Origin of the sequence: Bradyrhizobium sp. NBAIM03, assembly GCF_020194055.1 — a bacterium.
In the GTDB taxonomy this organism is placed as follows: domain Bacteria; phylum Pseudomonadota; class Alphaproteobacteria; order Rhizobiales; family Xanthobacteraceae; genus Bradyrhizobium; species Bradyrhizobium yuanmingense.
In genome coordinates this window covers 206,357-223,187 of record NZ_JADYVS010000013.1, presented here as the reverse complement: position 1 = coordinate 223,187, position 16,831 = coordinate 206,357, and the positions used below count along the sequence as shown (strand labels likewise).

The window sequence follows — 16,831 nt, the reverse complement described above, 5'->3', positions numbered from 1 at the left end:
GGGGGAGGGAGCGCCGGTGGCGGGGCGGCCGGGAGCACGTCGTCGGCGCCCGGGACCAACTCGGCCGGGACAGCGCAATCGAGCGGCGGCTCCGGCCCACGGGGATCGACGACCGTCGGCCGACCCGGCAATCCTGCAGGCGGCACCAATATCGGACGCATCGATGGGACCGTCACGCCCGGACCCTCGCTGCAGGGCGACGACCAGATTCGTTCGGAGACCTCCCGCGATTCCGAGGCGGATCGAAAGATCAAAGGCATCTGCAGGGGATGCTGAGCCCATGATGCTGACCCCGATCAGCAGGGCTATCGCAGTTGAGATTTTCCCTGCGGCCATCCTTCGAGACGCCCGCTTGAGGCGGGCTCCTCAGGATGAGGTCGGAGTGCGCGGCAGCAGTTTCAACGGGCACTGACACCGATTAGCCTCATCCTGAGGAGGCGCGTCAGCGCCGTCTCGAAGGACGAGGCGTGCGCGCAGACCGCCGCCACAAGTCATATGCGATTTGCGCTGCCCCTGATCAGGACGCCGGCTTGACCGGCGTCCAGTCCAGGTCCGCATCATCGCAAGGCTCGGGGTCGGCCGGGCAAGGCCTGATCTTCAACTCGTCCTCGAGCACCGCCTCGCCCTCGGCATGCTCGACCAACCCCGCCTCATCGGCTTTCTCCAGCGCTTCCTCCTTGGTCGGAAACGTGCGGCTCATCTTCTCTCCGTCCTTGAACAGGGCGTATGCCATGATCGCCTCTCTGGCTTCCGTCGCTACGCACTATGCGATTTCCCTGAGGTGACTCAGGGTCGACAATCCGAGGCCACTCAAAGCAAGCAAGAACGATCTTCTCGGCATGTGCATCTCCAACATGTGAGCGACAGACGCAGCGTTGATACCGAACGTTCCTATCGGGAATGAAGCCGATAACCAATCGCGCACGCGTGCCGACGAATGTCTGGCTCGTCTTAACGCATGTTAGTCTCGATGAATTGGCACGATTGATCGCAAGCTCGATCCCAGTGACCTGCTGATCGCCATAGGAACGTGCGCGTGTGGCATGGCTTGATTCCGTATCGGAAGTGCCGAGCCGCGCACGAGTTCACCACATGGAAGACAGACAAAGCAATTTCCCGACGTCCGCATGCGTCCTTCTCGGACTTGGCCTCGGCGCATTCTTCGACGGCATCGTCTTTCATCAGCTGCTGCAATGGCATCATATGTTAAGCGGCTGGTATCCGCTTAATTCCATCGAGAACATCACCCTCAATACGACTTGGGACGGCATCTTTCACAGTACCGCCTACGTCCTCGTGCTCGCCGGGCTTTTCCTGATGTGGCAGCGGACACGCCGAAGCGCGCCGCGGTGGTCCGGCTCGCAGTGTTTCGGGACGATCCTGATCGGGTGGGGCATCTTCAATCTCGCTGAAGGCGTGGTCGATCACCAGATCCTGAGATTGCATCAGGTGAACGAGACCGTGCCCGACGGCCAGCGCATTTTCTGGGATATCGGCTTCCTGCTGTGGGGAGCTGCGATGATCGGAATGGGCGTTGCCATGGCACGCGTGGGGGCGCAGGAGGGAGTGCATGCGAAAGGCAGTCTACAGGGTCGTTAGAAACACGCCGCCGGCTCTGGTCCACGTGATCTTTCTGCTGCTGCTCGTGCTCGCGACGGCACCAGCGTTTCGGCCAGTGCTGTTCGGCCTCTCCGTCGACGATCTCTTGCAGTTGCGCTGTTTTTCGCCGGTCTGAGCGCGGAGGTGACCATGGTGGAGTTCAGGCTTCCTAGAAATTCCAGCGCCCACACGCGAGGCGCCACTTCGCAAAACAGGAACCATGGCTGCGGCGTTCGCTTATCAGACGCGAGTTGGAGGCGCCTGATGGGAAAGAAGCAATTTGCCGCTCTGCCGTTTCGTCTGGACAAGTCCGAGCTGCGGGTGATGCTGATCACGACCAGGCGCAAGCGCAGGTGGAGCGTCCCAAAGGGATCGCCGATGCGCAACAAGGAGCCGCACCTGACGGCTGCGCTCGAAGCCTATGAGGAGGCGGGCCTGGTCGGTGTCGTGGCCACGCGCGCACTGGGCAGCTTCAAGCATCGCAAGCGAAAAGGTGATCGCAAGTGGACCATGAACGTTGCCGTCTTCCCCATGAAGGTGCACGGGCGGGAGCGTTGGTGGCCCGAGAAGGGCGAGCGGGAGGCAATCTGGGTCTCGCCGAAGACGGCGGCGCGCCTGGTGCACAAGGCGCAGCTCCGGCGCCTGATCGCCCGGTTCGCGGCGCAGACGGCGCGCGAGACATCCTCGCCGCTGAGCCGGTGAGGGGTCGTCCGGGATTAGGAACGCGTCGCGCGCCCAATCATTCAAGGTTGATGGACCAACAAAACACGGGGCTCATATCGGAGGAGCGGCCGCCTCACGACATCCTGGCAGCGGCGATCGAGCGACGCCGCGCCGTCTTGTTCGTGGGCGCCGGTGTCTCGATGGCCGTCGGCCTGCCGTCCTGGCAGTCCCTGATCGATCATCTCCTTGACGATCTCGGCCTCGATCGCAACGTCATCGATGGAATGCATGGCGGCTATCAGATGCTCGCGGAATATTATCGGATCAAGCGCGGCGGGATCGGCCCGCTGCGCAGCTGGCTCGACCGCAATTGGCGTGTCGACCCCGAGAAGATCGCCGCTTCAGAGCTGCACCGGATGATCGTCGAGCTGGATTTTCCGGTCATCTACACCACCAATTACGACCGCAACCTGGAAACCGCGTTCGACGTGCTGAACAAGCCCTTTGCGAAGATCAGCAACGCGAAGGAGATCGCGAGCGCGCGTGCCGGTGTCACCCACATCATCAAGTTTCACGGCGACTTCGACGACGATGCTTCGCTAGTTCTGACCGAGACCGACTTTCTGAACCGGCTCGCCTTCAATTCCCCGCTCGATATCCGCTTTCGCGCCGATGCGCTGGGAAGCACACTGCTTTTCGTCGGATACAGCATGTCCGATCCGAACATCCGGCTGCTGCTGCACCGGATCTGGCAGATCTGGGACGAGTCCGGGCACAGCCAGGACCGGCCGAGATCCTTCGTGTTCGTCGCGCAGCGCAATCCGGTGCAGGAGGCCGTGCTCGCGAACTGGGGCATTACCACGATCGCCCCGCCCGACGGCATGGCTGCCGATGACGGTCTCAGGCGGTTGCTGCGCGACATTCGCGAGCGGCGTGACGGCAGGACAGTGCCTAGCTCGGGTCCCGACACCGAGAGACATCGCTAGGGCCGCCGCACGCTGCAGATCTCGTTCGGGGCTGGCGTGAGGCTCGCGGCATATTGCATGTCCAGAAAGCCGGCGCGCCAGCGCTGCGCCATGGCCGTCTCCGACAGGTCGAAGGATTTTTCCGGCCCGGCTTCCTCGCGGCCCGGGCGGTAGCTCAGGAGATAGACCTCGTCCTCGTAGTGGAGGTCCTGAAGCTCGGCGCGAAGCTGACGGGCCTCCAGCGCGTAGCCGAGGCGCTGGAAGGTCTGGTTGCCGAAGGTCAGGTCGCTCTTGCGCTCGGAGGCGGCCTCGAGTCCGTCAGGGACCTTGCCATCACGCGGAAACAGATCGATCACATAGAGGCGGAGCGGGCCTGCAGTCTCCAGGATCGGATCGAACGGCGCGTTCAGCGAGAACCCGCCGTCGACGAGCCAGCGGCCGGCGATCTGCACCGGAGCGAATTCGGGGAGAAAGCCGCAGCTGGCCAGGATATGGTCCATTTCGATCCGCTCCGACGCGGAGTCGAACAGCACGGCATCGCCGCTCTCGACGTCCGTGGCGCAGATCGTGATCCGCAGATCGCCGCCGTTCAGACGTCCGAAATCGATCAAGCGCTGCAGGCGTTGCCGGGTCGGGCCGAGATCGTAGAGGCCCCCGTAGTGAGAAGCCGGAATGGGGAGGCGGGGATGGAAGTAGCCCGAATGACCCAGCACGCGCGTACTGATCGAGCTCAGCCACGCAAACGCGTGGCGGCCCGCGTTCGGCACGTCGGCTGGACTGCTTAGTGCATGCCAATAGCTGCGCAGAGTCTGCAGCCGGTCGTCGCGCGCGCTCCCCGCGATCAGCGCGGCCGTGATGGCCCCGGCCGACGAACCCGTCACCCAGTCGATCGGCAGCCGAAGAGAGGTGAAGGCTTCAAACACACCGCCATGATAAGCACCGAGGCCGAGGCCGCCGGAGAATGCGACGGTCGTGAGAGGGCGCTCGGCTGCGGTTGTCCCGTGATCGCGAACGGACGGCAACGCGGCTACTCCGGCAGAGGCGTGTCGGCGATGTCCAGCAGCGCGCCGAGGCCTTGGCGGAGGCGCCGCGTCGCGATGCTGTCGTTGGCAAGGCCGAACACCACGAGCGAGCGCGCGGTCACCGCGTAAGCATGCCCGAACTCGAACTCGGCCATCGGCGCGTCGGGCCGATTCGTGTCGATCAGGCCGAGCCAGCTGTGTCCTTCGGTGACCTCCGGCAGGGTGAAATTCACGACGTCGTGGTGCGCGTTGTAGACCAGCAGCATGGTCGCATCCGAGCCGCGGCGCTTGATCCCGGTCTCCTGCGCGCGGCCGTCGAGCAGCATGCCGAAGCATTTGGCGTTGCCGTCCTGCCATTGCTCCGTCGTCATCTCCTCGCCGGACGGCGACAGCCAGGTGACATCCTTGACGTCGAGCTCCTCGTTGTGCGAGCCGACCAGGAAGCGGCTGCGATATAGGATCGGAAACGCCTTGCGGGTGGCGATCAGCTTGCGCACGAACTCGCGCAGGCTGCGGCCGTTCGCGGTGATGCCCATCCAATTGAGCCAGGTGGTCTCGTTGTCCTGGGCGTAAGCGTTGTTGTTGCCGTTCTGGGTGTGCCCGAACTCGTCGCCTCCGAGCAGCATCGGCGTGCCGTGGGACAGCAGCATCGTCGCCAGCAGATTCCGCTTCTGGCGCTCACGCAAGGCGGTGATCTCGGGGTCGTTGGTCGGCCCTTCGACGCCGCAATTCCAGGAATGGTTGTTGCTGTGACCGTCGCGATTGTCCTCGCCATTCGCCTCGTTATGCTTGTCGTTGTAGGAGACGAGATCGTTGAGGTTGAAGCCGTCATGCGCGGTGACGAAATTGACGCTGGCCCAGGGCCGGCGTCCGCGCTTGTTGAAGAGGTCGCCGGAGCCCGAAACGCGCTTGGCGACGTCGGCCAGCGTGCCCGGATCGCCCTTCCAGAAGGCGCGCACCGTGTCCCTGAACTTGTCGTTCCACTCGGCCCAGCCCGGCGGGAACTGACCGACCTGGTAGCCACCGGGCCCGATGTCCCAGGGTTCTGCGATCAGCTTGACGCTGGAGAGCACGGGATCCTGGCGGCAGGCGTCGAGGAAGCCGCCGCCTTCATCGAAGCCATAGGGTTCGCGCGCCAGGATGGTGGCGAGATCGAAACGGAAGCCGTCGACCCGCATCTCGGTCGCCCAGTAGCGCAAGGAATCGGCGACGAGTTGCAGCACACGCTGATGCGAGAGATTGACGGTGTTTCCGGTACCGGTGTCGTTGATGTAGTAGCGCTTCTCGTCCGGCAGCAGGCGGTAATAGCTGGCATTGTCGATGCCTTTGAACGACAGGGTCGGGCCGAGCTCGTTGCCTTCGGCGGTGTGATTGTAGACGACGTCGAGAATAACCTCGATGCCATGGGCGTGAAACTGGTTGACCATGGCCTTGAATTCGTTGGCCGATGTCGCTTTCAGGTAACGCGGCTCCGGCGCGAAGAAGGCAATGGAGTTGTAGCCCCAGTAGTTACGCAGGCCTTTCTCGACCAGATAGCTGTCGTCGACGAAGGCATGGATCGGTAATAGCTCGGCGCTGGTGATGCCGAGCGAGCGCAAGTAAGCCGGGATTTCCGAATGTGCGAGCCCCGAGAACGTGCCGCGATCGGCTTCCGGCACCAGCGGATGCAGCTGGGTGAAGCCCTTGACGTGCATCTCGTAGACGATCGTGCGCTCCCACGGCACTTCCGGCTTGCGCGCCACGCCCCAGGTAAAGGCGGGATCGATGACGCGGCATTTCTGCATCAAGGGCGCGCTGTCGCGTTCATCATAGGACAGGTCCTTGTCGGCGTGATCCAGCCGGTAGCCGAACAGCTCCGGCCCCCAGCGGAGCTGGCCGACCAGCTGCCTGGCGTAGGGATCGAGCACGAGCTTGTTGGGATTGAAGCGGTGGCCGGCGTCGGGTTGGTAAGGACCATGGACGCGATAGCCGTAGACGGTCCCGGGACGGGCGGAGGGCAGATAGCCGTGCCAGACCTCGTCGGTATATTCGGGCAGCTCGATGCGCTCGAGCTCGGCTTCGCCGGTATCGTCGAACAGGCAGAGCTCGACCTTGGTGGCGTGGGCGGAGAACAGCGCGAAATTGACGCCGAGGCCATCCCAGGTGGCGCCGAGCGGGAAAGGTCTGCCTTCGGTGATCCGGGTGCGGCGCAGGCGTGAGGCCGTCCGCGTCAGGGCCTCGTCTGAATGTGCTGGCTGGTCCATCTCCGCCCCCGGGTTGCCCGTCAGGATGTCGGCGCAGTCGCGGCGGTGGGCTCCACGTCGGCCGGCTTGGACGGCGCGTTGGCTTTTTGCAGAGCCGCCTCCTTGCTGATGGCCGGAATGGAGTTGCCGATCCGCCCGACGATCGCGATCAGCTCAGCGTCCGAAAGTCCGAGCCGTTTCTTGACGAGGCGCACCTGGGCGCGGTCGGTCAGGTCGAGCTTGTTGCGGATCAGTTGCGGCTTCGGGCGGCGCATGGCCACGGCTCCTGTCTGGGGTGGTAACCGTCGCGCTGCTGATTCCGTTCCCGTTGCGCTGCAAATGTCCGGCGTCGGCGCCGTGGAGGAACGAACGCACACGGCTCCGCTTTGTCGCCCCGACGCGCGCAATTGCACGCCGAAGTGGGCATGCCGCGAAAGGGGATGGGCTTGAGTCAAAGACTGGGAATGGCCGAGCAAAGTCGGCGCCATGGTCCTCAGATCGTCGATCATGGGGTCTCGTTCAACCTGTGGGCGCCGACGGCGCGATCGGTCGAGCTGTTCGAAATCGGCCAGCCGCCACGCAAGATGCCGCGCGATGCGGACGGCTGGTATCAGCTATTGAGCCAAACTGCGCGCGCCGGCACGCGCTATCAGTTCAGGATCAACCAAGACCTCGTCGTGCCCGATCCCGCCTCGTGCTTCCAGCCGGACGACGTCGGCGCGCCGAGCGAGGTGGTCGACATGGCCGCGTTGAGGGACCCGGTGCTCTATCCGGGCCGTCCCTGGGCGGAAGCCGTGATCTACGAGCTGCATGTCGGCACGTTCAGCGAGGAGGGGACCTATGCCGGCGTCGAGAAGAAGCTGCCTTATCTTCGCGATCTCGGCATCACCGCCATCGAGCTGATGCCGCTCAACGACGTCCCCGGGCGGCACAATTGGGGCTATGACGGCGTGCTCCTGAACGCGCCGAATGCCCGCTATGGCCGGCCGGAGGATCTCAAGCGGCTGCTGCGCGCGGCGCATGCCCTTGACCTCATGGTCTATCTCGACGTCGTCTATAACCATTTCGGGCCGCAGCTGAACTATCTGCATCTCTATGCGGAGAACTTCTTCAACCCGCGCCACACCACCGGGTGGGGGCCCGCCGTCAACCTCGAAGGAGCCGACGGCGCGTTCGTGCGCGGGTTTCTGATCGAGAATGCCCTGATGTGGCTGCGCGATTATGGGTTCGACGGCCTGCGCTTCGATGCCGTTCATGCGCTGAAGGACGACTCGAAACGTCATTTCCTGGTCGAGCTCGCCGAGACCCTGCGCAGCCAGCTGGCGGGCCGGCGCATCCATCTGATGCTGGAGAACGAGGCCAATCAGGCGCACCTGCTCGCGCGTTCGCAGGGACGAGCGACGTACTACGATGCGCAATGGGGCGACGATTTCCACAACGCGCTTCACGTCCTGCTCACGGGCGAGGACGAAGGTTATTACCGGGCGTTTGCGGACAAGCCGCTCGAGCATTTGGCGCGATCCCTCACCGAGGGCTTTGCCTATCAGGGCGAGGTGTTTCCCCTGCACCAGGCGCCGCGCGGCGAGCCGAGTGCTCATCTGCCGCCCGAAGCGACCATCTTCTTCGCCCAGAACCACGACCAGGTCGGCAACCGCGCCTTCGGGGAGCGGCTGTCGCGGTTGGTCGGTCCGGACAAGCTGGAGCTGGCCCTCGCACTGGTTCTGCTCAGCCCGCATATTCCAATGCTGTTCATGGGCGAGGAAGCGGCAGCCGAAACGCCCTTCCTGTTCTTCGCCGACTGGACGGGCGAAGCCGCCGAACTGACACGGGAAGGCCGCCGCAAGGAGTTTTCGCACTTCAAGGCGTTCGCGACGCCCGAAACGCGCGCCGGAATCCCGGACCCGTGCGACGAAAGAACCTTCCTCGCCTCCAAGCTGGACTGGTCCAGCATCGAGCAATCGCCTTCCGGCACCAGGTTCCGAGCACTGACGACGCAGTTGTTGACGATCCGGCGCGAGAAGATCGTGCCGCTGGTCAAACGCGGGTTCGTTTCGGCGCAGCGACAATTGCTCGGCGCGGATCCCAGCATGGGCGGCGTGGATGTGCGCTGGCAGACCGAGCAGGGCGACGTTCTGCAGATTGTCGCCAATCTCGCCGACCTCGAACTGCCGATGCCCTCGCTGGTCGACGGCGAGAGCCTGTGGCGGTTGCACTCTCATGACGCCGGAGCACTTGGGCCCGGCGACATGATCGTGAGGCTTGGCCGCAAGCGCTGACGACAGACGAGGTTCAGCGCTCTCAGGCTAGCTGCCGGCACGGCTCGCGACGGCCGGTGTGGGCGAGGTCGCGAACTTGCCGAGCCCAAGATAGACGAGGCCCGCCACGCCGATTCCGAACAGCCAGCTCAGATCGGCACCGCCGAGCAGATAGATCGAGATCGGCCCCTGCAGCGCGCTGACGAGGCCGTCCTGCACCAGCCATCCGGCAACGAGGCCGGCGAAGAACGCGATCATGCCGGCCCAGTTGATGTCGCCATAGGCGCTGCTCTCCGGCGAGCGATAGAGCTCGGCCACCTCGATCTTGCCTTTGCGCTTGATGTAGAAGTCGGCGAGCACCACGCCGGCCCACGGGCTCATCCACAACAGCAGGCTGATCATCCAATGGTCGAACGCCTTCGCGAAGGACGGCGCGAAGATGAAGTAGAGGGTGACCAGATAGCCGGCGACGCCGACGATGACGGTGAGCCAGAAGCGCGAGAGTTTCAGCCCCGCGCTTAAGGCGGCCAGCGCCGCCGAATAGACGTTGAGGATGTTGGTAGCGATCGGGCCGTGCAGCACCATCAGGAGGACAAGGATGCTGACGGGACCGCCGAACACCGCGCTGACCATCTTGGCGGGATCCGTGTCCAGCGTCGTCGAGGCAATGGTCGCGCCGAGAATGCCGAGCCAGACCGTCGGCACGAACATACCGACATAGCTGTACCAGAACACGGCTTTCGACGGCGTGGAGCGCGGCACGAAGCGCGAATAGTCGGAGGCCCAGGTGACCCAGGAAATCCCCCAGCCGACGCCGATTGCGGTCATCAGCATCGTCAGCATCGCCAGATGCGCGCCTGGTGGCAGCGAGGTGGTCAGGTTCCAGTTGACGACGCCGGGCCGCGTCCAGGCCAGCACGCTCATCAGCACCATGATGGCGATGGTCGGCGGCACCGTGTACTTCTCGAAGGTGCGGATCGCGTAGAAGCCGTAGACGCCGATCATCACCTGCACCGCCATCACCAGCGTGATGACGATCATCTCGACCAGCCAGGTGTCGGGCACGCCGAACTGGCCGAGGATGCCCATCGAGACCTTGACCGGGAAATAGGTGTTCACGCCGATCCAGCCCAGCGTCATCAGGAACATCAGGATGCTCGGCAGGTAGGCGCCGCGGACGCCGAAGGCGGACCGGCTCAGCACCATCTGGTTGACGCCGGTCTTGTGTCCCATCACCGTGAAGGTCGCGAAGATCGCGCAGCCCACGATGTTGCCGAGCACGATGACCGCGATTGTCTCCATCAGGCCGAGCTTGAGGATGATGCCGAGCGCGCCGAGCGCCCAGTTCACCGGCGCGATGTTGGCGCCGGCCCAGATCCACATCTGCTGCGGCCCGGAGGAGTCCCGGTCCGCGTCGGGAATTGGCTCGATGCTGTGAATATCAGCGCGAAGTTCGGAATCCGTCATGGCATCCCCCAATACGAAGCACGCTTCGCATCATCGCAGCATAAATCGTGCCATGGGTCGCGGAGCGGCCGGGCCGGGCGCGTTTCGATGCCGGACGCAGCGAGGCTCGCCTCGAATGCGACTGCGTTTTCGAGCGCGGGGCATGCCGACGCGCCGGCCTGCCGCGGCACACCGGACCCGCCGGATAGTGGCGCTCGATGCACGGCCGGGCAGCGGTACGATGATAAATTAAGCAGCCCAACTCAAAAGCGCAGCACTCGCCTCTAGTCGAATAGGGCAGCGGCGCTGTCGCGACTGGGATGGCCGGCCACGATGCGCTGCATCATCTCGATGAAGAGCGCCTGTTCCCGCTGGCTCAAATCACCGAGCGTTGCGCGATGCGCCCGCCGTGCCGCGCCCTCGATTTTAACCAGCAGCGCGGCGCCGGCCGGCGTCAGGCGGCACAATCGCGCGCGCCGATCGTCCTTGTTCACCGCGCGCTCGACAAGGTTGCGCGCCGCGAGGCGCTTCAACGCACCGGTCGTCGTAGTGCGATCGAGCGCGATATCGGCCGCCAAAGTGGTCTGATCGGCGGTTTCTCGCACCGCCAGCGCCGAGAGCAGGCTGTATTGCAGCGGCGTGACCTCGAATTCGCCGCAGGCTTCCTGAAACAGCGCGACGTGAATCTGGTGCAGCCGGCGGATCAGATAGCCGGGCCGTTCCGACAAGGGCCAGGGGCGGTGCCGCGTCCCGCCGCGACGTGTCTTCGCTTGCCGCAATGCACACACTCCCAAGCCGAAACCCTGCCGCGCTTAGCTCGATTCGAGTGCGCCTGCCACATCGGGATCATGGCACGATGCTTGCTTTTGTCAAAATGCGAAGCATGCTTCGTAATTCGAGGGACGAAGCCGTCGCCCCTCGCAAGAAGAGGAGAGCGCCATGTCCGTCACTGCCAGCTTCGATCTTCTGCTCCGGGGTGGCCGCGTGATCTGTCCGGCCTCCGGCATCGATGGCCTCAAGGACGTCGCCATCCGCAATGGCAAGATCGCGGCGGTCGCATCCGACATTCTGCCGACCAGCGCGAAGGAGGTCGTCGATGTCAGCGGCAAGCTGGTGCTGCCCGGGCTGATCGACACCCACGCCCATGTCTATCAATATGTCTCCGGCCGTTTCGGCATGAACCCCGACATGGTGGGCGTGCAGTCCGGCGTGACGACGCTGGTCGATCAGGGCGGTCCGTCCTGCATGACGCTGCCGGGTTTCCGCCATTTCATCGCGGAAGCCTCGGCCTCGCGCGTCTATGCGTTTATCTCCGCCTATCTCGTCGGCGGCCTCGAGGGCCATTTCTATCCGCAGCTCTACAGCCCCGACGGCGTCGACATCGATGCGACCGTCAAGGCGGCAACCGCCAACCTCGATCTCGTGCGCGGCATCAAGGCCCATGCCGAGATCGGCGGCTTCGCGCGCTGGGGCATTCGCGTGATCGAGATGGCGGCCGAGATCGGCAAGCGCGCCGACCTGCCGGTCTATGTGCATTTCGGCCAACTCTGGGGCCTGCCCGAGAGCGGCGCCAATGGCGAGGATGCCGACACCATCCTCACCCGCGTGATCCCGCTCTTGCGCGAGGGCGACATCCTCGCTCATCCCTTCACGCGCCATCCCGGCGGCTTCGTCAATCGCGAGGGCGAGGTGCATCCGGTGATCCAGGCCGCGCTCGACCGCGGCCTCAAGGTCGATGTCGGCCACGGCAGCCATTTCTCCTATCGGCTCGCGAAGAAGGCGATCGCTGCCGGCATCATTCCGACCACGCTCGGCGCCGACATCCACGGCTACAACACCCATGTGCCCGCGCCGGCCGGAACGCCCGACCAGCACGAGGACGATGAGAACCATCCCTTCGCGGGACAAGCCAAGTTCAGCCTGGTCCAGGCGATGAGCTCGATGATGGCGCTCGGCCTGTCGCTGGAGCAGGTGGTGCCGATGGTCACCGCCAATCCCGCAAGAATGCTTGGCCGCAGCCACGAGATCGGCGCGCTCAAGATCGGCATGGACGCCGACGTCTCCGTGCTCACGGAGAGAAACGGCCGCTTCGTCCTGAAGGACAACGAGAACAACGAGGTGATTGCCGAGCGCCTGCTGCAGCCAGCCTTCTGCCTGCGCGCCGGCACCCGCTTCGATGCGGTCGCGCCGATCCTGCCGCAGGCCGTCGCGGCATAAGGCCGGGCGGTGGAGGAGAACGCGAAGTTGCGCAGCGAGCGAGAATTTCCGGACGGAAAGACGGGGCAGGGCGTTGGCGCGCGGCTCCCGCGCAAGGAAGACGACCGCCTGATGCGCGGCCGCGGCCAATATGTCGGCGACGTCAGGCTCGCCGGCCTTCAGGACGTCGCCTTCGTGCGCAGCCCGCTGGCGCATGCGCGCATCCGCGGCATCCATGTGCCCGAACGCCATCGCGGCAGCGTGTTCACGGCGACCGATCTCGTCGGCATCAAGCCGATCCGTGCGGTGTCGGGCCTGCCGGGCTTCAAGATCTCGGAGCAGCCGGTGCTCGCCACCGGCAAGGTGCGCCAGGTCGGTGAGCTCGTCGCGATGTGCCTCGCGCCGACCCGCGCCGAGGCCGAGGACATCGCGGCCTCCGTGACGCTCGATCTGGAGGAGCTGCCGGCGATCCATGACATGCTGAAGGCGCGCGAGCCCGGCTCGGCGCTGGTGCACGAGCATTGGGGCGACAACGTCTTCCTGGAGACCAATTACGAGGTCGACATCTCCGCCGCGCTCGATGCGCCGATCAAGGTGACGCGCGAGATCTCGACGGCGCGGCAATGCATGTCGCCGCTGGAAGGCCGCGGCGTGGTCGCGAACTTCGACAAGAGGCTCGACCAGCTCACGCTGCATTCGGCGGCCCAGATGCCGCACATCACGCGCAGCGGCCTCGCCGAATGCCTCGACATGGAGGAGGGCCAGATCCGCGTCATCTCGCCCGACGTCGGCGGTGGTTTCGGTCACAAGGGAATTTTGCTGCCCGAAGAGGTCTGCCTGTCCTGGCTGACGATGCGCTGCGGCCATCCCGTCCGCTGGCTCGAAGACCGCCGCGAGCATCTCGTCGCCAGCTCCAATTGCCGCGAACATCATTACAAAATCACGGTCTATGCTGACCGTGACGGCACGCTGCGCGGCATCGATTGCGAAGCGACGGTGGATTCCGGCGCCTACTCGTCCTATCCGTTCTCCGCGTGTCTCGAAGCCGCGCAGGTCGCCAGCATCCTGCCCGGTCCCTACAAGATGCCGGCCTATCGCTGCCGCACCTTCTCGGTCGCCACCAACAAATGCCCGATCCTGCCCTATCGCGGCGTCGCGCGCACCGGCGTCTGCTTTGCGCTGGAATTGATGCTCGACCTCGTGGCGGCGGAAGCCGGCCTTGAGCCCGGCGAGGTGCGGCTACGCAATCTGGTGCGCCCTGAACAGATGCCGTTCGACAACATCACCAAGAAGCATTTCGACAGCGGCGATTATCCGGAAGCGATGCGCCGCGCGCTCGCGGCCATCGACATCGACGCCATCCGCGCCAGGCAAAAGCAGGACGAGGCCGACGGCCGCCGCATCGGCGTCGGCATCTCCATCTATTGCGAGCAGGCCGCGCACGGCACCTCGGTCTATTCCGGCTGGGGCATCCCGATGGTGCCGGGCCATGAGCAGGCCTCGGCGCGCCTGACGCCGGACGGTGGCCTTGAACTGCGCGTCGGCGTGCACTCGCACGGGCAGGGCATGGAGACGACGCTCGCCCAGGTCGCGCACGAAATCCTCGGCGTGGATGTCGCAAACATCCGCATCGTCCTCGGCGACACCGCGATGACGCCCTATTCGACCGGCACCTGGGGCTCGCGCTCGATGGTGATGGCGGGTGGTGCGGTCGCGACGGCCTGCCGCGAACTCGGCGAACGTGCGCGCCGCATCGGCGCGAAACTCTTGCAGCACGATCTGGCCTCCGTGGTGTTGCAGAACGGCGAGGTTCGCGGCGTCAACGGCAGCGTCAGCCTGAAGGCGATCGCCCACACCTGGTACCGCCGCCCGCAGGATTTGCCGCCAGACGTCGATCCCGGCGGGCTCGAGGTCACCCAAGGCTACAAGCCCGTGCGCGACAGCGGCACCTTCAGCTATGCCGCGCATGCAGCCGTGGTCGCGGTCGATCCTGATATCGGCGAGGTCGAGATCCTCGACTATGTGATCGTCGAGGACGGCGGCGTGCTGGTCAATCCGCTCGTCGTCGACGGCCAGATCTATGGCGGCCTCGCGCAAGGCATCGGCACCGCGCTCTACGAGGAAATGCCGTTCGACGCCTCCGGCCAGCCGCTGGCGACGACGCTCGCGGATTACCTGCTGCCCGGCCCGACCGAGGTCCCGGCCGCGCGCCTCGACCACATGGAGACGCCGTCGCCCTATACGCAATTCGGGGTGAAGGGCATCGGCGAGGGCGGCGCCATCGCACCGCCCGCCGCAATCGCCAATGCCGTCAACGACGCGCTGCGCCCGCTCGGCGTCGAGCTGATGCAGTCGCCGATCACGCCGCATCGCATCGTCGCGGCGGTGCTGGCCGCGCGTGCGGCTGAGAGGAGCGCGGCATGAAACCGGCGCCCTTCGCTTACGAGCGCCCGCGCGACCTCGATGCGGCCCTGTCGATGCTGGCCGCAAGCGGCGGATCGGCGAAGATCATCGCCGGCGGCCAGTCGCTCGGCCCGATGCTCAATCTGCGGCTGGTGCAGCCGGAGCTGATCATCGACATCTCCGGCCTTGCCGAGCTCAAGCGCGCAGAAGTCTCCGGCAGCGAGCTCGTGCTCGGCGCTCTTATCACCCATGCCGACATCGAGGACGGCCGCACCGCCGACGTGACCCGGGGTGCCATGCGGGCTGTCGCTGCCAACATCGCCTATCGTGCGGTGCGCAATCGCGGCACAATCGGCGGCTCGCTCAGCCATGCCGATCCCGCCGCGGACTGGATCTCGGCGCTGGCGGCCCTGGGTGCGCGCGTGACATTGCGCAGTCTTGCCGGTGTGCGATCGATGGCGGTCGAAGCGTTTGTGGTCGGTGCGCTGGAATCTGCGCTGCATGCCGGCGAGATCGTCGAGGCGGTCCACGTGCCGGCGCGATCGGCGACTGCGCATTGGGGTTATGCCAAGAGCTGCCGCAAGACCGGCGAATTCGCCCATGCCATCGGCGCGATATTGGTCGATCCCGCTGCCGCCTCGGCGCGTATCGTGATCGGTGCCATCGATACGACGCCGATCGTCATCACCGATGCCGCCGAGCTGTTCGGCGGCCGGATTGCCGCCGACTACAAGCAGCGCTTCGATGTCCGTGCCGCCGATGCCCTGCTCGCAAGCGCCGGCATCGACGATGCCGCGCAGCGCCACATCCATGTCAGCGTGCTGAAGCGCGCCGTTCTGGAGGCCGCGGCATGACCACGATCGCGCTTCAGGTCAATCGCCGCGCGGTGGAGCTGCACGCCGAGCCGCGCACCAGCCTTGCCGATTTCGTCCGCGACAGGCTCGATCTCACCGGCACGCATCTCGGCTGCGAGCATGGGGTCTGCGGCGCCTGCACTGTGCTGCTCGACGGCGTGCCGGCGCGCTCCTGCATCACCTATGCGGCGGCCTGCGAGGGCGCCGATGTCACCACGATCGAAGGCCTCGACGAGGACGAGATCACGACCGAGCTGCGCGCTGCCTTCGCCCGCGAGCATGCCCTGCAATGCGGCTATTGCACGCCCGGCATGCTGGTCTCGGCGCGCGACCTGGTGCTGCGTCTGCCCGACGCCGACGAGCGCCAGATTCGCATCGGCCTCAGCGGCAATCTCTGCCGCTGCACCGGCTATGTCGGCATTGTGCGCGCGGTGCAGTCCGTGATCGAGGCAAGGCGCGCGCGCAACGTCGCGCCGGTGGCGGATGGAGGCCGGACCGTCCTTGGTCCTGCCGGCTCGGGGCGAGCGGCAACCGCCCGGAACGAGCTGCGGCCTGCGCGGCACGCGCCAGCTCCGGCACCGGAAAGTGCCACCCCAAGCAGCATCCCCGACTTCACGCCGGCAACCGTGCTCGATCAGCGCTTCACGCTGCCGTATCCGCCGGCAAAGGTGTTCGCGATGTTCGAGGACATCGCAGGCATCGCCGCCTGCCTCCCTGGCGTATCGCTGTCGTCGACGCCAAAGCCGGAGCGCGTCGAAGGATCGATCCGCGTCAGGCTCGGTCCGATCGCAGCAAGCTTCGAGGGGGCCGCGCGTGTCGAGCGGGATCCCGCGACACTCTCGGGGCGCATCGTCGGCATCGGTACCGACCAGCGCAGCCATTCCGCGACGCAGGGCGAGATCCGTTACCGCCTGCTGCCGCTCGAAGGCGGCGCGGCGACCGCGGTCGAACTGTCGATCGGCTACACGCTCACGGGAATGCTGGCTCAGGTCGGTCGTCCCGGCCTCGTGCGAGACCTTGCAAAACGTCTCGTTGCGGAGTTCGTCGCCAATCTCGACCGCCACATGTCCGGCGCCTCGTCGGGGCAGGCAGGTCCGGCGGAGCTCAGCTTCTGGTCGATTGCATCGGACGTCTTGCGAGCCCGGCTCGCGCAAATATTTCGCCGCACCTTCGGAAGAGGTGGCGCGGAATGATCGGCGAACCGGC

The 16,831-nt window shown here is 65.5% G+C and carries 15 protein-coding genes and 1 pseudogene; 10 read left to right on the top strand and 6 right to left on the bottom strand.

Translation table 11 applies throughout. From position 1 onward, the window contains the following. Positions 1 to 276 (top strand): annotated as a pseudogene (locus tag I6F21_RS21140) (hypothetical protein); the annotation flags it as partial. Between the two features lie 241 nt (positions 277 to 517). Here the strand turns inward: I6F21_RS21140 and I6F21_RS21135 are convergent. Beyond that, the gene (locus I6F21_RS21135; RefSeq protein ID WP_036005032.1) at positions 518 to 733 is read right to left on the bottom strand and encodes a hypothetical protein; all 216 of its coding nucleotides are present in this window, start codon (positions 731 to 733) and stop codon (positions 518 to 520) included. A gap of 359 nt (positions 734 to 1,092) precedes the next feature. On the opposite strand from I6F21_RS21135, the gene I6F21_RS21130 reads away from it, so the two are divergent. From I6F21_RS21130 to I6F21_RS21115, 4 genes are all read left to right on the top strand, one after another. Next, positions 1,093 to 1,599 (top strand): DUF2243 domain-containing protein, encoded by a 507-nt coding sequence (locus I6F21_RS21130; protein WP_225143162.1) that lies wholly within the window; start codon positions 1,093 to 1,095, stop codon positions 1,597 to 1,599. After that, on the top strand, positions 1,571 to 1,735 hold the full coding sequence (locus tag I6F21_RS21125; protein WP_225143160.1) for a hypothetical protein: 165 nt from the start codon (positions 1,571 to 1,573) through the stop codon (positions 1,733 to 1,735). Before I6F21_RS21130 ends, I6F21_RS21125 begins: the two co-directional genes overlap by 29 nt. Before the next feature lie 128 nt (positions 1,736 to 1,863). Then, the gene (locus I6F21_RS21120; RefSeq protein ID WP_225143158.1) at positions 1,864 to 2,301 is read left to right on the top strand and encodes an NUDIX hydrolase; all 438 of its coding nucleotides are present in this window, start codon (positions 1,864 to 1,866) and stop codon (positions 2,299 to 2,301) included. A gap of 50 nt (positions 2,302 to 2,351) precedes the next feature. Then, a complete protein-coding gene (locus I6F21_RS21115; RefSeq protein ID WP_225143156.1) occupies positions 2,352 to 3,248 on the top strand; it encodes an SIR2 family protein in 897 nt (298 codons plus the stop codon). On the opposite strand, the gene I6F21_RS21110 is transcribed toward I6F21_RS21115, so the two are convergent. Genes I6F21_RS21110 through I6F21_RS21100 form a run of 3 tightly spaced genes read right to left on the bottom strand, consistent with a single transcriptional unit; the run spans position 3,245 to position 6,746 of the window. Beyond that, positions 3,245 to 4,249 carry a patatin-like phospholipase family protein gene (locus I6F21_RS21110; protein ID WP_225143154.1) on the bottom strand — a complete coding sequence of 335 codons (1,005 nt, stop codon included), beginning with the start codon at positions 4,247 to 4,249 and terminating at the stop codon, positions 3,245 to 3,247. The two genes, I6F21_RS21115 and I6F21_RS21110, sit on opposite strands and share 4 nt — an antisense overlap. Before the next feature lie 5 nt (positions 4,250 to 4,254). Next, the gene (glgX, locus tag I6F21_RS21105; RefSeq protein ID WP_225143152.1) at positions 4,255 to 6,492 is read right to left on the bottom strand and encodes a glycogen debranching protein GlgX; all 2,238 of its coding nucleotides are present in this window, start codon (positions 6,490 to 6,492) and stop codon (positions 4,255 to 4,257) included. Between the two features lie 20 nt (positions 6,493 to 6,512). Continuing rightward, complete coding sequence (locus I6F21_RS21100; protein WP_036005232.1) at positions 6,513 to 6,746, bottom strand: DUF3606 domain-containing protein; 234 nt, start codon at positions 6,744 to 6,746, stop codon at positions 6,513 to 6,515. Between the two features lie 189 nt (positions 6,747 to 6,935). Between I6F21_RS21100 and treZ the strand changes: the two genes are divergently transcribed. Next, positions 6,936 to 8,747 carry a malto-oligosyltrehalose trehalohydrolase gene (gene treZ, locus I6F21_RS21095; protein ID WP_225143150.1) on the top strand — a complete coding sequence of 604 codons (1,812 nt, stop codon included), beginning with the start codon at positions 6,936 to 6,938 and terminating at the stop codon, positions 8,745 to 8,747. A gap of 27 nt (positions 8,748 to 8,774) precedes the next feature. Here treZ and I6F21_RS21090 read toward each other — a convergent pair whose 3' ends face one another. Both I6F21_RS21090 and I6F21_RS21085 read right to left on the bottom strand, forming a co-directional pair. Further along, entirely contained in the window at positions 8,775 to 10,193 is a 1,419-nt protein-coding gene (locus I6F21_RS21090) for a cytosine permease (protein WP_057030087.1), read from the bottom strand. Positions 10,194 to 10,456: 263 nt separating this feature from the next. After that, positions 10,457 to 10,951, bottom strand: coding sequence for a MarR family transcriptional regulator (locus I6F21_RS21085; RefSeq protein WP_225114753.1), 495 nt, complete (start codon positions 10,949 to 10,951; stop codon positions 10,457 to 10,459). A 160-nt stretch (positions 10,952 to 11,111) separates the two neighbouring features. Here I6F21_RS21085 and I6F21_RS21080 point away from each other — a divergent pair, with 160 nt between their 5' ends. From I6F21_RS21080 to I6F21_RS21065, 4 genes are read left to right on the top strand one after another with little or no spacing between them, the layout of a single operon-like run. Next, positions 11,112 to 12,389 (top strand): amidohydrolase/deacetylase family metallohydrolase, encoded by a 1,278-nt coding sequence (locus I6F21_RS21080; RefSeq protein ID WP_225143148.1) that lies wholly within the window; start codon positions 11,112 to 11,114, stop codon positions 12,387 to 12,389. A 9-nt stretch (positions 12,390 to 12,398) separates the two neighbouring features. Then, entirely contained in the window at positions 12,399 to 14,792 is a 2,394-nt protein-coding gene (locus I6F21_RS21075) for a xanthine dehydrogenase family protein molybdopterin-binding subunit (protein ID WP_225143146.1), read from the top strand. Continuing rightward, a complete protein-coding gene (locus I6F21_RS21070) occupies positions 14,789 to 15,625 on the top strand; it encodes an FAD binding domain-containing protein (protein ID WP_225114756.1) in 837 nt (278 codons plus the stop codon). The genes I6F21_RS21075 and I6F21_RS21070 overlap by 4 nt, the downstream gene beginning before the upstream one ends. Beyond that, the gene (locus tag I6F21_RS21065) at positions 15,622 to 16,818 is read left to right on the top strand and encodes a 2Fe-2S iron-sulfur cluster-binding protein (protein WP_225143144.1); all 1,197 of its coding nucleotides are present in this window, start codon (positions 15,622 to 15,624) and stop codon (positions 16,816 to 16,818) included. The genes I6F21_RS21070 and I6F21_RS21065 overlap by 4 nt, the downstream gene beginning before the upstream one ends. Positions 16,819 to 16,831 lie beyond the last annotated feature (13 nt).